The organism is Parazoarcus communis (genome assembly GCF_003111645.1).
GTDB classification, from domain to species: domain Bacteria; phylum Pseudomonadota; class Gammaproteobacteria; order Burkholderiales; family Rhodocyclaceae; genus Parazoarcus; species Parazoarcus communis_A.
Genome location: NZ_CP022187.1, coordinates 3,333,990 through 3,348,292, shown reverse-complemented (window position 1 = coordinate 3,348,292; position 14,303 = coordinate 3,333,990). Strand labels below are relative to the sequence as shown.

Below are 14,303 nucleotides of genomic sequence, written 5' to 3'. Positions count from 1 at the left end.
CGGAACGTCCTGGTTCAGCAAGGGCCCGGCGACAGCATCGCCGGGCCCTGCAGGTCAATCCGAGGTGAAGATGGAGCCAAGCTTGTCCATCTTGTCCAGCGCCATGCCGCATCCGCGCGCGACGCAGGTCAAGGGTTCTTCGGCGACGATGACGGGCAGGCCGGTCTCTTCCATCAGCAGACGGTCGAGATCGCGCAACAGGGCGCCACCACCGGTGAGCACCATGCCGCGATCGGCGATGTCTGCGCCCAGTTCAGGCGGAGTCTGCTCGAGCGCAATCTTGACCGCCGAGACGATCTGATTGAGCGGCTCGGTCAGCGCCTCGAGAATTTCGTTCGACGAGATCGTGAAGCTGCGCGGAATGCCCTCGGCCAGGTTGCGGCCCTTGACTTCCATCTCACGCACCTCGGAGCCGGGGAAGGCCGAACCGATTTCTTTCTTGATGTTCTCGGCAGTGGTGTCGCCGATCAGCATGCCGTAGTTGCGGCGGATGTAGTTGACGATCGAATCGTCGAACTTGTCGCCGCCGACGCGGACGCTGCCCGCATAGACCATGCCGCCAAGCGAGATCACGCCGACTTCGGTCGTGCCGCCACCGATGTCGACCACCATCGAGCCAAGCGCATCCGACACCGGCAGGCCGGCGCCGATCGCGGCAGCCATCGGCTCCTCGATCAGGTACACCTGCGAGGCACCCGCTGCCAGCGCCGCGTCGCGGATGGCGCGGCGTTCGACCTGGGTCGAGCCGCAGGGCACGCAGACGATGATGCGCGGACTGGGCGAAAGCAGGCGCGAATCGTGAACCTTCTTGATGAACTGCTTGATCATCTGCTCGGTGACGACGAAATCGGCGATCACGCCGTCTTTCATCGGCCGGATCGCCGTGATGTTGCCCGGCGTCTTGCCGAGCATCTGTTTGGCCGCAGAGCCCACTGCCTGAATGGTGCGCTTGGCATTGGGGCCGCCTTCGGTGCGGATGGCCACAACCGAGGGTTCGTCGAGCACGATGCCTTTGCCACGCACGTAAATCAGCGTGTTGGCGGTGCCGAGGTCGATCGCTAGATCGCTGGAAAAATAGGAACGCAGAAAACCGAACATTGGGGATTCCGAAACCGGTGAGAAGATGCGCCGCAGGGGGCCGGCCCTGAGCAGGGCCAAAGGCGATTATGATAACCTACAAACCTTTGTGGATTCAGCAGGTTTTGTTACTTCATGTCGCTTACCAATGAACAGGTCGGGCGCATCGCCCGTCTAGCCCGTCTTGCGATTTCCGAAACCGAGATCGATGCCACCCGCACGAAGCTCGATGGCATTTTCGGCCTGATCGAGCAGATGCAGGCCGTTGACACCACCGGCATCGAGCCCATGAGCCATCCGCAGGAACTCGCCACCCGACTGCGCGACGACGCCGTGACCGAATCCGATCGCCGCGCCGCCTTCCAGGCCGTCGCTCCGCAGACCGAGGCCGGGCTCTACCTGGTGCCCAAAGTCATCGAATGAACCTTCACGGGGCGCCCGCCGCGCATCACGTGCGTGCAGGGTGCATCCCGTGGCCATCCTATCAGCAAGCAGCCACGACATGATCAATGCGTCACTCTCCGCCCTGCGCAGCGCGCTGGACGACAAGCAGATTTCCAGCGTCGAGCTCGCCGGGCTCTTCCTCGACCGCATCGAGGCCCGCAATCCGACGCTGAACGCCTTCATCACCATCGACCGTGAGGGTGCGCTGGCCGCCGCCAGTGCCGCCGACGCGCGCATCGCCCGCGGCGAGGCCGGCCCCCTGACGGGCATCCCGCTCGCCCACAAGGACGTGTTCTGCACCGAGGGCGTGCTCACGACCTGCGGCTCGAAGATGCTCTCAAACTTCGTCAGCCCCTACGACGCGCACGTCGTGTCGCTGCTGAAGAACGCCGGCGCCGTCAGCCTGGGCAAGACCAACATGGACGAGTTCGCAATGGGCTCCTCCAACGAGAACTCGCATTTCGGCCCGGCGCGCAACCCGTGGAACCCCGGCCATGTGCCCGGCGGCTCGTCCGGTGGCTCGGCCGCAGCGGTCGCAGCGCGCCTGGTACCGATCGCGACCGGTACCGACACCGGTGGCTCGGTGCGCCAGCCGGCCGCGTTCACCGGCGTCACCGGCATCAAGCCGACTTACGGCACGGTCAGCCGGTACGGCATGATCGCCTACGCTTCGTCCCTCGACCAGGGCGGCGCATTCGGCGCCTCGGCCGAAGACTGTGCGCTGCTGCTGTCGGCCATGACCGGCTTCGATGCGCGCGACTCAACCAGCCTCGACCGCCCGGCCGAGAACTACGCTGACGCGCTTGTGCCTGCCAGCTCGGACAAGCCGCTTGCCGGCCTGCGCATCGGCCTGCCGCGCGAGTTTTTCGCCGACGGCATGAGCGACGAAGTACGCGCCGCCATCGACGCCGCCATCGAGCAATACCGCGCACTCGGCGCCACCACGGTCGAGGTCAGCCTGCCCAACGCCAAGCTGGCCATCCCGGCCTATTACGTGATTGCGCCCGCCGAAGCCTCGAGCAACCTGAGCCGCTTCGACGGCGTGCGTTTCGGTCATCGTGCCGCCGAGTACGGCGACCTCAACGACATGTACTGCAAGAGCCGCGCCGAAGGCTTCGGGGCCGAGGTCAAGCGCCGCATCCTGGTCGGCACCTATGTGCTCTCACACGGCTACTACGACGCCTATTACCTGCAGGCGCAGAAGCTGCGCCGCCTGATCGCCGAGGATTTCCGCAAGGCGCTGAGCGAATGCGACGTCATCGCCGGCCCCACCAGCCCGACCACCGCGTGGGCGCTGGGCGCGATGGGCGACGATCCGGTGCAGATGTACCTCGCCGACATCTACACCATTGCGGTGAACCTCGCCGGCCTGCCCGGCCTGTCCCACCCCTGCGGTTTTGGCGCCGGCTCGCTGCCCGTGGGCATGCAGCTGATCGGCAATTATTTTGCCGAAGGCAAGCTGCTCGCGACCGCCCACCAGTACCAGCAGGCGACCGACTGGCATCTTCAGCGCCCCGCCGATGTTCTGTGAGAACGCAATGATCCACCGCCTGCTTTCCCGCTACCTCACGCCGCTTGCAGCCACGGTGCTGATGGCCGCCTGCGCCACCCCGACGGTCTACCAGCAGGATACCGGTACCGTCATGGAGCGCCCGTCCGAGGCCGGCGGCCGGCTCAAGCCGATGCCGATCCGCCCGCTAAACGTCCAGGCCGACTGCCGCTTCAAGGACGAGGTCGGATACAGCGGAAGTGCGCTGCTTGACGTCAGCTACTCCGAAGTCAGCCGCTTCAAGGCCTCGGTCAGCGTCCCCAAGCGTGGCAGCTGCCACTTTGATCTCGCCGACTTCGAGCAGGTACGCAAGGAGCCCCACGTCGAACTGCGGGCCAGCGATGGCTGCGTTGTGCGCATGTGGGAACAGGGCGACCAGGTCACCGTCGCCTTCGCCCAGTGCGCCAGCCGCTGCGATCGCAACACCTTTGATTACGTATGGCCCATCCTGGTGGATCGGCCGAGCGGTCTCTGCAACTGACCGCCAGCAATAACGGATACAGACATGAGCAGATCGGATTGGGAAGTCGTCATTGGCCTGGAAGTTCACGCCCAGCTCAACACCGCTTCCAAGATATTTTCCGGCACCAGCACCGCCTTCGGCGCCGAACCCAATGTGCAGGCCAGCGCAGTGGATATCGCCCTGCCGGGCGTGCTGCCGGTGCTCAACCGCGGCGCGGTTGAACGCGCGATCCGGCTCGGCCTCGCGCTCGGCTCGCACATCGCGCCCAAGAGCGTGTTCGCGCGCAAGAACTACTTCTACCCCGACCTCCCCAAGGGCTACCAGATCAGCCAGTTCGAGCTGCCGGTGGTGCAGGGCGGCACCATCAGCATCCGCGTCGGCGAGGGTGAATCCGCCTACGAGAAGACCGTGCAGCTGACCCGCGCCCACCTCGAGGAAGACGCCGGCAAGAGCCTGCACGAAGACTTCCACGGCATGAGCGGCATCGACCTCAACCGCGCAGGCACGCCGCTGCTCGAAATCGTCTCCGAACCCGACATGCGCTCGTCGGCCGAGGCCGTGGCCTATGCCCGCGCCCTGCACGCGCTGGTGCGCTGGATCGATATCTGCGACGGCAACATGCAGGAAGGCTCCTTCCGCTGCGACGCCAACGTCTCGGTGCGCAAGTGGGGCGCCGAACAGTTCGGCACCCGGCGCGAGATCAAGAACCTGAACTCCTTCCGCTTCCTGCAGCAGGCCATCGACTACGAGGTGCAGTGGCAGATCGACACCATCGAGGACGGCGGCACCATCCAGCAGGCCACCGTGCTGTTCGACCCGGACACCGGCGAGACACGCATGATGCGCTCCAAGGAAGATGCGCACGACTACCGCTACTTCCCCGATCCCGACCTGCTGCCGCTGGTGATCGACGAAGTCTGGATCGACCGCGTGCGCAGTGAAATGCCCGAACTCCCGGTGGCGATGAAGGACCGCTTCATCGCCGAACTCGGCCTGTCCGCCTACGACGCTGCGGCGCTGACCGCCTCCAAGGAAATCGCGGCCTATTTCCAGGCCGCGATGGACGCGGCAGGCAGCGCCAACGCCGCCCAGGTGGCCAAGCTGTGCGCCAACTGGATCATGGGCGAGCTCGCCGCGCGCCTGAACAAGGCCGACCTCGACATCGCAGCCTCCCCGGTTGCGCCCGCCCAGCTCGCCGGGCTGGTGTCGCGCATCGCCGACAACACCATCTCCAATGCCATCGCACGCAAGGTGTTTGAAGCACTGTGGAATGGTGAGGGCGCGAGCGCTGACGAAGTCATCGACAAGCAGGGCCTGAAGCAGGTCACAGACAGCGGCGCGATCGAAGCCATGATCGACGAGGTGCTGGCGGCCAACCAGAAATCGGTCGAGGAGTTCCGCGCGGGCAAGGAGAAGGCCTTCAACGCCCTGGTCGGCCAGGTGATGAAGGCCAGCAAGGGCAAGGCCAGCCCGGCCCAGGTCAACGACTTGCTGCGCAAGAAGCTCGCCGGCTGATCCCGCTGCACTGATGCCTGAGACGCCCGGTTGCCATGATGGCAGCCGGGCGTTTTTCTTTGGCGGGGCATGTATCCGCGGCCAGACGCGCCCGACCGGTACACGCTGTTTCACCCCAGCCCGGCAGCCGGATTCCCTTTCGCTGCGGGGCTGACTATGCTTCAGGGATGTCACCAAGCAGCGGAGCCGACCTCATGCGCACCTCGTCATCCCTTCTCCTCACCTTTGTGCTGAGCACCACATGGATCGGCACCAGCCTTGCCGAAATGCCGGCAGACATGCCGAAACGAAAGCCCGGCCTGTGGGAGATGAAGACCTCGATGGCAGAGATGGGCGGCATCGGACAGACCTTCAACATGTGTGTCGGCCCCCAGACCGACGACCTCATCGCACAGCAGGACAGGGGCGAGTGCGCACAGAAGTCCTACCGCCGCGACGGCGACCGCATCCTGTTCAAGGCGGTGTGCAAGGTCGAGGGCAGCACCGCAACGATAGAGGGCGTGTTCTCGGGCGATTTCGTGAACCGCTACAGTGGCGAGATTCGCAGCACCTATGCGCCGCCACTGCAAGGCATGAAGTCCATGACGATGAAGCAGGATGCGCGCTGGCTGGGCGCCTGCAGGCAGGGACAGAAGCCTGGCGACGTCATGATGCAGGGCATGAACGGCATCAACGTCGAGGAACTGATGAAGAACATGCCGCACGTACGCTGACGCCCCCGCCGCGCTGCGGCAACAGGTCTGTCCGGCTGCGCAACAGACGACCACTCACGGGTTGAGGAACGTCAATGCACACCCCTTTCATTCGGTACATTCTTATATGCTTCAATACTGACGATACCGGTTGAACAAAGCCGGACGCTGCGTGATGGAGACAATCATGCCGGACCTGACAGACATCATCGAATGGCTGGGCGAAGATCGCAGCCTTGCGCTCGGCGGGCTGCTGATCGGCGCCCTTTTCGGCGCCTTCGCCCAACGCTCACGTTTCTGCCTGCGCGCGGCCGTGGTCGAGGTGGCGCGCGGACAGCTCGGCGCCAAGCTCTCGGTCTGGCTGCTGGCCTTCTCCGCCGCGATCATCGTCACGCAACTGCTGCATCTCACCGGACGCTTCGATACCGCCAACGTCCGCCAGCTCGCGAGCCAGGGCAGCCTGTCGGGGGCGCTGATCGGCGGCCTGATGTTCGGTACCGGCATGATCCTCGCCCGTGGCTGCTCCAGCCGCCTGCTGGTGCTGGCGGCAAATGGCAACCTGCGCGCACTGCTCTCCGGCCTGATCTTCGCGGTCACCGCACAGGCGTCGATGACAGGCATCCTCTCACCCCTGCGCGAAACCATCGGTACGTGGTGGACGATTGATGGCGGCAACGCCCGCGACCTGCTCGCTTACGTCGGCATCGGGCACGGCGGCGGTTTCGCCTTCGGTCTGTTGTGGTTGCTCGCAGGCGCCTGGTTTGCCAGCCGCCACCGCATCACCGGCTGGGCCTGGGCGGGCGGCCTCGGCGCCGGCGTGATGGTGGCGCTCGCGTGGTGGTTCACCTACGAGATGTCTTCGCGCACCTTCGATCCGACCCCGATCAAGAGCCTGTCCTTCACCGGCCCCTCGGCCGACGTGCTGATGCTGGTGCTGTCGCCGCCAGGCAGACTGCTCGACTTCGACCTCGGCATGGTGCCGGGCGTATTCCTCGGCTCCTTTCTTGCCGCCCTGCTGAGCCGCGAGCTCAAGCTCGAGGGCTTTCAGGGCGGACACGCGATGCGCCGCTACATCGTCGGCGCCCTGCTGATGGGCTTTGGCGGCATGCTGGCCGGCGGCTGTGCAGTGGGTGCCGGGATCTCGGGCGCATCGGTGTTTGCGGTAACCGCCTGGGTGACCCTGTCGGGGATGTGGGCCGGCGCCAGCCTGACCGACTGGGTGATCGACCGCAAGCTCGCGCCCCACCCCCTGCCGGCTGCCGCCGTCAGCCCCTGAAACGGCGCCCCGGGCAGCGCAACGCTATAATCGGAGGCATACAAAGAAAGCAGGAAATGCCTCCCCATGTGCCAGCTGCTCGGAATGAACTGCAATGTACCGACCGACATCTGTTTTTCCTTCGCGGGCTTCCGCGCCCGTGGCGGGCTGACCGACCACCATCGTGACGGCTGGGGGATTGCATTCTTCGAGGGGCGTGGCGCGCGCGTCTTTCTCGAGCCCTGCGCCAGCGCCGACTCTCCGGTCGCCGAACTGGTGCGGCGCTACCCGATCCGCTCGCTCAATGTCATCGCCCACATCCGCAAGGCAACCCAGGGACAGATTCACCTGGAGAACACCCACCCCTTCCAGCGTGAACTATGGGGGCGATACTGGATTTTTGCCCACAACGGCAACCTGTGCGGCTACCAGCCATCTCTCTCGGGACGCTTCCTGCCAGTGGGCTCTACCGACTCCGAGCATGCGTTCTGCCACATCCTGGATGCACTGGCGCAGCGCTTTCCCGATGCTGCGCCCTCACCGCACGAGCTGCATGCGGCACTGAGGACGATCTCCATCGAGATCGGGCGCCATGGCGAATTCAACTTCCTGCTCTCCGACGGCGACTACCTCTTTGCACACAGTTCTTCGCGCCTGGTCTACGTCATACGGCAGTCGCCGTTTCCGGTGGCCCACCTGTCTGATGAAGACCTCGCCGTCGACTTCAACGAGGTCACCACGCCCGACGACCGCGTGGCGGTCATCGCCACCACGCCGCTGACCGACAACGAAACCTGGCAGTCCATCCCCCCCGGCACCTTGCAGGCCTTCCATCTCGGCGCGCCTGTCGCACTTGGCGAAACCTCGACCGTCGCAGCGGAAATCGGCACCGGACTGTCTCCAAGCGCGTAAATCTTCCTTATCGGTGCAATGCAGACGCGCTAAAGTACGGGCTTGCGAGCTTGTTGCCGGATTGAGGTTGTAATGGATTGCCCACTATGCAGCAGCACCCGAGACAGGATCATCTGGCAGGACGAGTTCTGCCGCGTCATCGGCGTGGACGATGCCGACTATCCCGGTTTCTGCCGGGTGATCTGGAAGGCGCACGTTGCCGAGATGACCGATCTTCGGCATGCTGATCAAGCACACCTGCTTGACGTTGTACTGGCGACCGAATGTGCGCTTCGCACCCTGATGCAGCCGGCCAAGATCAACCTTGCGAGCTTTGGCAACATGGTGCCGCACCTGCACTGGCATGTGATTCCGCGCTTCACTGACGACCGCCACTTCCCGGAGCCGGTCTGGGGTCGCGAGCAACGACCCGGGCAGCCCCACGCAGCACCCGACGCTGCCACACTGGCGTCCACGATCACCCACGAACTGCTTGCACGCACTGCCTACTGACCACTGCCGACACCCGCATCCGGAGCTTCCATGGACTACCGCAACCCCGCCGAATGCCTGAGCCTGCTGCCAAGCCTGCAGCTGAGCAAGGTCGACGAGACCCATGCCGTACTGTCGAAGATCGTAGGTGGCCTCCTCGACGCGCTTCCCGCTCCGAATCAGCATCTTGAAGTGCTCGAGGCTGCGCGCCCGGTCATTGCCCGTATCCAGGCCGACATGAGCAGCCGCTACGCAGACCATCCGCTGCCGCCGGACAGCGAAGAGAATGGCACCCTGCTCGAGGTCGTAAACCTGTGGCACAACCTGGCCCGCTCGTATGCACAGATCGCGCGCCACGACGCACAGATGGGCACGCTCGAGGATCAGCGCGCCCTGCTCGCTCAACGCCGGGTGCACTACGCGGGCCAGGTGCTGATCGAGTATTTCCGGGCGCACCGCTCCCTGCCGGCAGGGCTCTGGACCGAGGTTCACGAGAGTTTTGCCGCAGCCGAAAGCACCGGCCTGCTCCGGGCCCGGGTCTCGGACCCGCTCAATACGCTGTGGAAAGCCCAGAGCCCGATGGAGGCCTATATCGCCATCCTGCTGGTTGATCTGGCCAACCCGTTCGGCCGCACCGGCCATGAACTGCTCTGGATCTGCCGCTGGGCACAGCGTTTCGCGCCGTACTGCAGCCTCGACACCGAGACCGAAGGGCGCAAGCCTACGGTCTATGGGCTCGACCTCGGCGCAGACCACGGCCTGCGTCCGCTCGGCCTCCTGAACAAGAGCATCGGCTTGCGCAGTTTCGATGGCAGCAAGCTGGCGGGCCAGATCCAGGCAGTGTTCACCCAGTTCAAGCAGGGCGTGACACCGGCCTCGCTCGGGCTCGGTGACGACTGCACGCTCGACACCAGCGCCCGCCTGCTGGTATCGCTCTATCGGCCGTGGGGCCTGGCCTCGGCCGGACGTCGCTTTCCGCGCCGCGGCAGCCGCGGCCAGGTCGAGCTGACCAGCGACTGGCTCGCCATCGGCTTTCACATTCAGGGCAGATTGTTCGAACAGCCGCGCAGCTACGGACTGACCACCAGCTTCAAGAGCGACATGGCGCTGATGACTTTCGGTGAACGCGCACCGGAAGCCCCTAGCAAGCTCCACGGCGCCAGTCATCGAAGCGATGCCGAGAAGCTGGGCCTGGTGTGCGAGCGCTGGAACCTGCTCGATCAGTCAGTCGGTGGCTTCCGCCTGGAGCAAAGACCGCACGCGGAAAGGCTGGAGCACCATCAGCTGGTCGGACTCAAGCCGCTGGACGGCGAGTACTTTCTGCTCGGTCAGGTCAGCTGGCTGATGTACCGTGACGACGGGGTGCTTGAGATCGGCGTGTATGTATTGCCCGGCGTGCCTCGGGTCGTGGCAGCACGTCCGCTCGCCTCACGCCCGGGGCAACGCGAGCCCTACCAGCAGGCCTTCCTCATCCCGGCCAACAAGGGGCTCAAGGTCGAAAACTCGCTGATTCTGCCCGCCGGCTGGTACCGGCAGAACCGGGTGGTGGAAGTATTCGACGGCGGCAAGAGCACCCAGTTGCGACTCAGCAAGGATGCACTCAAGGGCGCCAATTTCGACCAGGTGCGTTTCGAGGCTATCGCGCCGGAAGCGCCATAAGCCTTGCAGGGGGCAGACGGACGCTGAACACGCTGCCTTCACCCTGCTTGCTGCTGACCCTGAGATCGGCCTGGTGGCGCGTCAGGATGTGCTTGACGATCGCCAGACCAAGGCCCGTGCCCCCGGTTTCGCGCGAGCGCCCGCGGTCGACACGATAGAAACGCTCGGTCAGACGCGGAATATGAATCGGATCGACGCCGATGCCGGTATCCCGCACCGAGAACTCCGCACCCTGAGCATCAACGCGCCACACGAGATCAATCTTTCCACCCTCTGGCGTGTAGCGCACCGCGTTGCTCGCCAGATTGGAGAACGCGCTGTGGATCTCCTTGCCGCTGCCCAGCAGCACACCGTCACCCTCCATCTGCAGCGTCACCGTGTGGCGTCCGGCAGACAGCAGTTCGGTGTCCTCATGGATTTCCTGCATCAGCGCGGCGACATCGATCCTCTCTTCGGCCGGTGCCGGCGCCCCCGTTTCCAGCGCTGACAATGTCAGCAGGTCGTCGATCAGACGCCCCATGCGTGACGACTGGTCGAGCGCAAGGCGCAGGAAGCGCATGACATCCTCCCGCTCGTAGTCGTCCAGACCGTCGACCAGGGTCTCGAGAAAGCCGCCAATGACGGTCAATGGCGTGCGCAACTCATGCGAGACATTGGCCACGAAGTCGCGCCGCATGGTTTCGAGGCGCTCGAGTTGCGAGATGTCGCGCGACAGTACCATCTGCTGGTCGTCGCCAAAGGGAATGATCTGAACCTGCAGCGTCAGGCCGCTGCGGCGTCCGGACGTCATGATCAGGGGTTCGTCGTGCTTGCCAGCCTGCAGGTAATGTACGAACTCGGGCTGGCGAACCAGATTGGTGACCGGCGCACCGATGTCGCGCGTGTGATCGAGGCCGAAGTGCTGCTCGGCCTTGAGGTTGATCCATTCGATCGTGTCGCTGTCGGAGAGATACAGCACCCCGTCCGGCATGGCCTGGCTGGCGTCATGGAAACGCTCAAGTGCAGACGACAGACGTTCGCGCATGTCGTACGACACCCGCGATCGGCGATTCAGTTCGGCAAAGACCTGCCCCCAGCTCCCGGCCGCGCGCGGCACCGGCGTACCGATTGGCTCACGGCTCCACATGACGAGCCGGATCAGGTTATGCACGTGCCAGCCGAGCAGGAGCAGCACCCCCACGATGAAGGCGGTCAGCCCCCAGGTCACACCGGCAAAGAGGGCGACCGCGGCCGAGACCAGTGCCAGGAGACACAACGCCGACAGCACGCCGGTCCATAAGTAACGCACGGGTCGAATGATGACGCTCCCTGTTTCTCGATGCCGTCCGATTATCGCACGGCGGGCGCGAGGTCCGCCTGAGCCGAAAAGCGATAACCGCTGCCGCGGACCGTCTGCACCAGCGCGTCGTGCCGCGAAGGCTCGAGTGCACAGCGCAGACGACGGATATGCACATCGACCGTGCGCTCTTCGACAAAGACGTGGTCGCCCCACACCTGATCGAGCAATTGCGCACGCGAGTGCACCCGCTCCGGATGGGTCATCAGGAAGTGCAGCAGGCGGAACTCGGTCGGACCCAGGGACAGCGCCTGCTCACCCGCCGTCACCCTGTGAGTTTCGGGGTCCAGCCTCAGGCCACCCAGCTCGACGGGGTCCTCGGTCGCCTGCGGCGCGCGCCTGCGCAGGACCGCCTTGATGCGCGCCACCAGTTCGCGCGGGCTGAAGGGCTTGGTGATGTAGTCGTCGGCACCGGTTTCCAGCCCGCTCACCTTGTCCTGCTCCTCGCCACGGGCGGTCAGCATGATGATCGGGATGCTCCGGGTACGCTCGTCTGCGCGCAAGCGGCGTGCGAAGTCCATGCCGGACGCCCCCGGCAGCATCCAGTCGAGCAGCACCAGATCGGGCAAGGCGTCGCGCACGATGCGCTGCGCCGTTTCGGCGTCCGAGGCACGCACGACATGATGACCCGCGCGGGCGAGATTCGCAGCGATCAGTTCCTGGATTGCAGGTTCGTCTTCGACCAGCAGAATGTTGGCAGGCATAAGCAGTGACTCCCTTTGATTCCGCAGAGTGTATTTCAGCAGTTTGAAGTTTTGATGACACGTCATCACAGTGAAACAGCGGAGCCCGCGTCCGGCGGGGTGCCGGCGGTGCTGCCCCGGTCTTGGCCGGAGGCCGAATCAGGTATCATTGACCTCCCACTTTGAGGCACTCAGTGATGGCCGGACTCGACAAGGACACCCCTCTTCCCACCGCAATCACCTTGCACAGCAAGTCACGCAAGCTTGAAATTGCGTTTGACGACGGCAGCCTGTTCGAACTTCCCTTCGAATTCCTGCGCGTCTACTCGCCTTCGGCAGAGGTGCGCGGTCATGGCGCAGGGCAGGAAACGCTGCAGCAGGGCAAACGCGACGTCGACGTCGTTGCGCTCGAGCCCGTCGGCAACTATGCGATCAAGCCCGTCTTCGATGACGGTCACGACAGCGGACTCTACTCCTGGGACTACCTCTACCTGCTCGGTCGCAATCAGACCGAAATGTGGCAGGACTACCTCGAGCGCCTCGAGCGGGACCATGGAACCCGGGACCCGGCACTCGTCCCGCCGCCAGCGCCCAAGGGCGGTTGCGGCAGCCACCATCACTGATATCGCCATGAAAGAAAACACCACCCACTTCGGCTTCGAGACCGTCGCCGAAGAGCAGAAACAGAAAAAAGTCGCCGAGGTGTTCTCGTCGGTCGCACAGAAGTACGACGTGATGAACGACCTGATGTCGTTCGGCCTGCACCGGATCTGGAAGGCGTTCACCATCCAGATTTCCGGCGTGCGTAGCGGCGACCGCGTCCTCGACGTTGCCGGCGGCACTGCCGACCTCTCCCTCGCCTTCGCACGCAAGGTCGGCGAGCGCGGACAGGTGTGGCTCACCGACATCAACCATGCGATGCTCTCCCGTGGCCGCGACCGCGTTGTCGACAAGGGTTTCCCCCTGCCCGTGGCACAGTGCAACGCAGAGAAGCTGCCCTTTCCGGACGACTGGTTCGATTGCGTCACGGTTGCTTTCGGACTGCGCAACATGACCCACAAGGATGTCGCCCTGGCCGAGATGCGGCGCGTGCTGCGCCCGGGCGGACGCCTGCTCGTACTCGAGTTTTCAAAGGTGTGGAAACCGCTCGCTCCGGTGTACGACCTGTACTCCTTCAAGCTTCTGCCGTGGATGGGCAACAAGGTCGCCGACGATGCCGACAGCTACCGTTACCTGGCCGAATCCATCCGCATGCACCCGGGTCAGGAAGAACTTAAGACCATGATGGAACAAGCTGGCCTTCAGCGTGTCGACTACTTCAACCTCAGCGCGGGCGTCGTCGCCTTGCACCGTGGCTACAAACTTTGATCAACGGAGACTCAAGAACAATGAAGCACCTCTTCCTTTCCCTGGTGATGGTGATTTTCACCTTCGGCATCGCGGCGCCTGAAGCCGAGGCGAAACGCCTTGGCGGTGGCAGCAGCTTCGGCATGAAGCGCTCAACGCCGCCCGCAGTGTCACCCACGCGTCCGTCTGCAGCGCCTCCTGCAGCCGCCGCCGCACAGCCCCGTCGTTCGTGGATGGGTCCGATTGCCGGTCTGGCAGCCGGTCTTGGCCTCGCCGCATTGTTCTCCAGCCTTGGCATGGGTGAGGGTTTCGCCAACTTCGTCATGATCGCCCTGCTCGCCGTCGCTGGCGTGATGCTGTTCAAGTTCCTGTTCCGTCGTGGCGCTTCGCCGCAGGCCCGGGGCATGCAGTACGCCGGTGCGACGCAGGGACAGGGTGCAAGCCCGCTCAACCCGCAGAACGCTCCGGCAATGCCTGCGGGCGGCGCGTCGACCGGCGCACCGCTTGCATCGCCGGCTGTGGCGAACTTTGATGCCGAAGGCTTTGCCCGTCAGGCCAAGCTGAACTTCATCCGCCTTCAGACTGCCAACGACTCGGCAAACCTTGAAGACTTGCGCGAGTTCACCACGCCCGAAGTGTATGCAGAGATCAGCGTGCAGATCGCCGAGCGTGGCGACGCACCGCAACGCACTGACGTCGTTGAGCTCAACGCGGAAGTGATCGAGGTCGTAGAAGAAAGCGATCGCTACATCGTCAGCGTTCGCTTCACCGGACTCCTGCGCGAGGACGAAGCAGCTGCGCCCGCCGCACTCGATGAAGTCTGGCACCTCGTGAAGCCGGTCAGCGGCGATGCCGGCTGGCGTGTTGCCGGCATTCAGCAAGCCAACTGATTCCACACAC

At 64.5% G+C, this 14,303-nt stretch carries 15 protein-coding genes; 12 read left to right on the top strand and 3 right to left on the bottom strand.

Annotated features, from left to right (window positions below):
• Nucleotides 1-54 precede the first annotated feature (54 nt).
• Nucleotides 55-1,098 carry a rod shape-determining protein gene (locus tag CEW83_RS15210; RefSeq protein WP_108950089.1) on the bottom strand — a complete coding sequence of 348 codons (1,044 nt, stop codon included), beginning with the start codon at nucleotides 1,096-1,098 and terminating at the stop codon, nucleotides 55-57.
• Between the two features lie 114 nt (nucleotides 1,099-1,212).
• Here CEW83_RS15210 and gatC point away from each other — a divergent pair, with 114 nt between their 5' ends.
• The 9 genes from gatC (at nucleotide 1,213) to CEW83_RS15165 (ending at nucleotide 10,037) form a co-directional block, all read left to right on the top strand.
• Entirely contained in the window at nucleotides 1,213-1,500 is a 288-nt protein-coding gene (gene gatC / locus CEW83_RS15205; protein ID WP_108950088.1) for an Asp-tRNA(Asn)/Glu-tRNA(Gln) amidotransferase subunit GatC, read from the top strand.
• A gap of 79 nt (nucleotides 1,501-1,579) precedes the next feature.
• The gene (gatA, locus tag CEW83_RS15200) at nucleotides 1,580-3,052 is read left to right on the top strand and encodes an Asp-tRNA(Asn)/Glu-tRNA(Gln) amidotransferase subunit GatA (RefSeq protein WP_108950087.1); all 1,473 of its coding nucleotides are present in this window, start codon (nucleotides 1,580-1,582) and stop codon (nucleotides 3,050-3,052) included.
• A 7-nt stretch (nucleotides 3,053-3,059) separates the two neighbouring features.
• A complete protein-coding gene (locus CEW83_RS15195; RefSeq protein ID WP_108951454.1) occupies nucleotides 3,060-3,551 on the top strand; it encodes a hypothetical protein in 492 nt (163 codons plus the stop codon).
• Nucleotides 3,552-3,575: 24 nt separating this feature from the next.
• Nucleotides 3,576-5,048, top strand: coding sequence for an Asp-tRNA(Asn)/Glu-tRNA(Gln) amidotransferase subunit GatB (gene gatB, locus CEW83_RS15190; RefSeq protein ID WP_108950086.1), 1,473 nt, complete (start codon nucleotides 3,576-3,578; stop codon nucleotides 5,046-5,048).
• Nucleotides 5,049-5,242: 194 nt separating this feature from the next.
• Nucleotides 5,243-5,761: a DUF3617 domain-containing protein gene (locus CEW83_RS15185; RefSeq protein ID WP_159099471.1), complete on the top strand. Its 519-nt coding sequence runs from the start codon at nucleotides 5,243-5,245 to the stop codon at nucleotides 5,759-5,761.
• Nucleotides 5,762-5,927: 166 nt separating this feature from the next.
• On the top strand, nucleotides 5,928-7,016 hold the full coding sequence (locus CEW83_RS15180) for a YeeE/YedE family protein (protein WP_108951453.1): 1,089 nt from the start codon (nucleotides 5,928-5,930) through the stop codon (nucleotides 7,014-7,016).
• A 66-nt stretch (nucleotides 7,017-7,082) separates the two neighbouring features.
• Nucleotides 7,083-7,907: a class II glutamine amidotransferase gene (locus CEW83_RS15175; RefSeq protein WP_108950084.1), complete on the top strand. Its 825-nt coding sequence runs from the start codon at nucleotides 7,083-7,085 to the stop codon at nucleotides 7,905-7,907.
• A gap of 72 nt (nucleotides 7,908-7,979) precedes the next feature.
• Nucleotides 7,980-8,399 carry an HIT family protein gene (locus tag CEW83_RS15170; protein WP_108950083.1) on the top strand — a complete coding sequence of 140 codons (420 nt, stop codon included), beginning with the start codon at nucleotides 7,980-7,982 and terminating at the stop codon, nucleotides 8,397-8,399.
• Between the two features lie 30 nt (nucleotides 8,400-8,429).
• Nucleotides 8,430-10,037 (top strand): hypothetical protein, encoded by a 1,608-nt coding sequence (locus CEW83_RS15165; RefSeq protein WP_108950082.1) that lies wholly within the window; start codon nucleotides 8,430-8,432, stop codon nucleotides 10,035-10,037.
• Here CEW83_RS15165 and phoR read toward each other — a convergent pair.
• Together phoR and phoB are read right to left on the bottom strand one after the other, a co-directional pair.
• Complete coding sequence (phoR, locus tag CEW83_RS15160; protein WP_199915135.1) at nucleotides 10,015-11,325, bottom strand: phosphate regulon sensor histidine kinase PhoR; 1,311 nt, start codon at nucleotides 11,323-11,325, stop codon at nucleotides 10,015-10,017. The genes CEW83_RS15165 and phoR overlap by 23 nt on opposite strands.
• A 41-nt stretch (nucleotides 11,326-11,366) precedes the next feature.
• Nucleotides 11,367-12,077, bottom strand: coding sequence for a phosphate regulon transcriptional regulator PhoB (gene phoB / locus CEW83_RS15155; protein WP_108950081.1), 711 nt, complete (start codon nucleotides 12,075-12,077; stop codon nucleotides 11,367-11,369).
• A gap of 176 nt (nucleotides 12,078-12,253) precedes the next feature.
• Between phoB and CEW83_RS15150 the strand changes: the two genes are divergently transcribed.
• The 3 genes from CEW83_RS15150 to CEW83_RS15140 are packed head-to-tail and all read left to right on the top strand — an operon-like array spanning nucleotide 12,254 to nucleotide 14,293.
• Nucleotides 12,254-12,679, top strand: a complete 426-nt coding sequence (locus tag CEW83_RS15150) for a gamma-butyrobetaine hydroxylase-like domain-containing protein (protein ID WP_108950080.1) — start codon at nucleotides 12,254-12,256, stop codon at nucleotides 12,677-12,679.
• Nucleotides 12,680-12,686: 7 nt separating this feature from the next.
• Nucleotides 12,687-13,424 carry a bifunctional demethylmenaquinone methyltransferase/2-methoxy-6-polyprenyl-1,4-benzoquinol methylase UbiE gene (gene ubiE, locus CEW83_RS15145; RefSeq protein ID WP_108950079.1) on the top strand — a complete coding sequence of 246 codons (738 nt, stop codon included), beginning with the start codon at nucleotides 12,687-12,689 and terminating at the stop codon, nucleotides 13,422-13,424.
• A 20-nt stretch (nucleotides 13,425-13,444) separates the two neighbouring features.
• Nucleotides 13,445-14,293, top strand: coding sequence for a Tim44 domain-containing protein (locus CEW83_RS15140; RefSeq protein ID WP_108950078.1), 849 nt, complete (start codon nucleotides 13,445-13,447; stop codon nucleotides 14,291-14,293).
• The last annotated feature ends 10 nt before the right edge of the window (nucleotides 14,294-14,303 follow it).

Bases quoted from the DNA above. Each gene is read 5' to 3' on its own strand.
- gatB (WP_108950086.1), top strand. From the start codon at position 3,576: ATGAGCAGATCGGATTGGGAAGTCGTCATTGGCCTGGAAGTTCACGCC.
- CEW83_RS15175 (WP_108950084.1), top strand. From the start codon at position 7,083: ATGTGCCAGCTGCTCGGAATGAACTGCAATGTACCGACCGACATCTGT.
- gatC (WP_108950088.1), top strand. From the start codon at position 1,213: ATGTCGCTTACCAATGAACAGGTCGGGCGCATCGCCCGTCTAGCCCGT.
- CEW83_RS15150 (WP_108950080.1), top strand. From the start codon at position 12,254: ATGGCCGGACTCGACAAGGACACCCCTCTTCCCACCGCAATCACCTTG.
- CEW83_RS15185 (WP_159099471.1), top strand. From the start codon at position 5,243: ATGCGCACCTCGTCATCCCTTCTCCTCACCTTTGTGCTGAGCACCACA.
- CEW83_RS15195 (WP_108951454.1), top strand. From the start codon at position 3,060: ATGATCCACCGCCTGCTTTCCCGCTACCTCACGCCGCTTGCAGCCACG.
- phoB (WP_108950081.1), bottom strand. From the start codon at position 12,077: ATGCCTGCCAACATTCTGCTGGTCGAAGACGAACCTGCAATCCAGGAA.
- CEW83_RS15165 (WP_108950082.1), top strand. From the start codon at position 8,430: ATGGACTACCGCAACCCCGCCGAATGCCTGAGCCTGCTGCCAAGCCTG.
- CEW83_RS15180 (WP_108951453.1), top strand. From the start codon at position 5,928: ATGCCGGACCTGACAGACATCATCGAATGGCTGGGCGAAGATCGCAGC.
- CEW83_RS15140 (WP_108950078.1), top strand. From the start codon at position 13,445: ATGAAGCACCTCTTCCTTTCCCTGGTGATGGTGATTTTCACCTTCGGC.
- CEW83_RS15170 (WP_108950083.1), top strand. From the start codon at position 7,980: ATGGATTGCCCACTATGCAGCAGCACCCGAGACAGGATCATCTGGCAG.
- ubiE (WP_108950079.1), top strand. From the start codon at position 12,687: ATGAAAGAAAACACCACCCACTTCGGCTTCGAGACCGTCGCCGAAGAG.
- CEW83_RS15210 (WP_108950089.1), bottom strand. From the start codon at position 1,098: ATGTTCGGTTTTCTGCGTTCCTATTTTTCCAGCGATCTAGCGATCGAC.
- gatA (WP_108950087.1), top strand. From the start codon at position 1,580: ATGATCAATGCGTCACTCTCCGCCCTGCGCAGCGCGCTGGACGACAAG.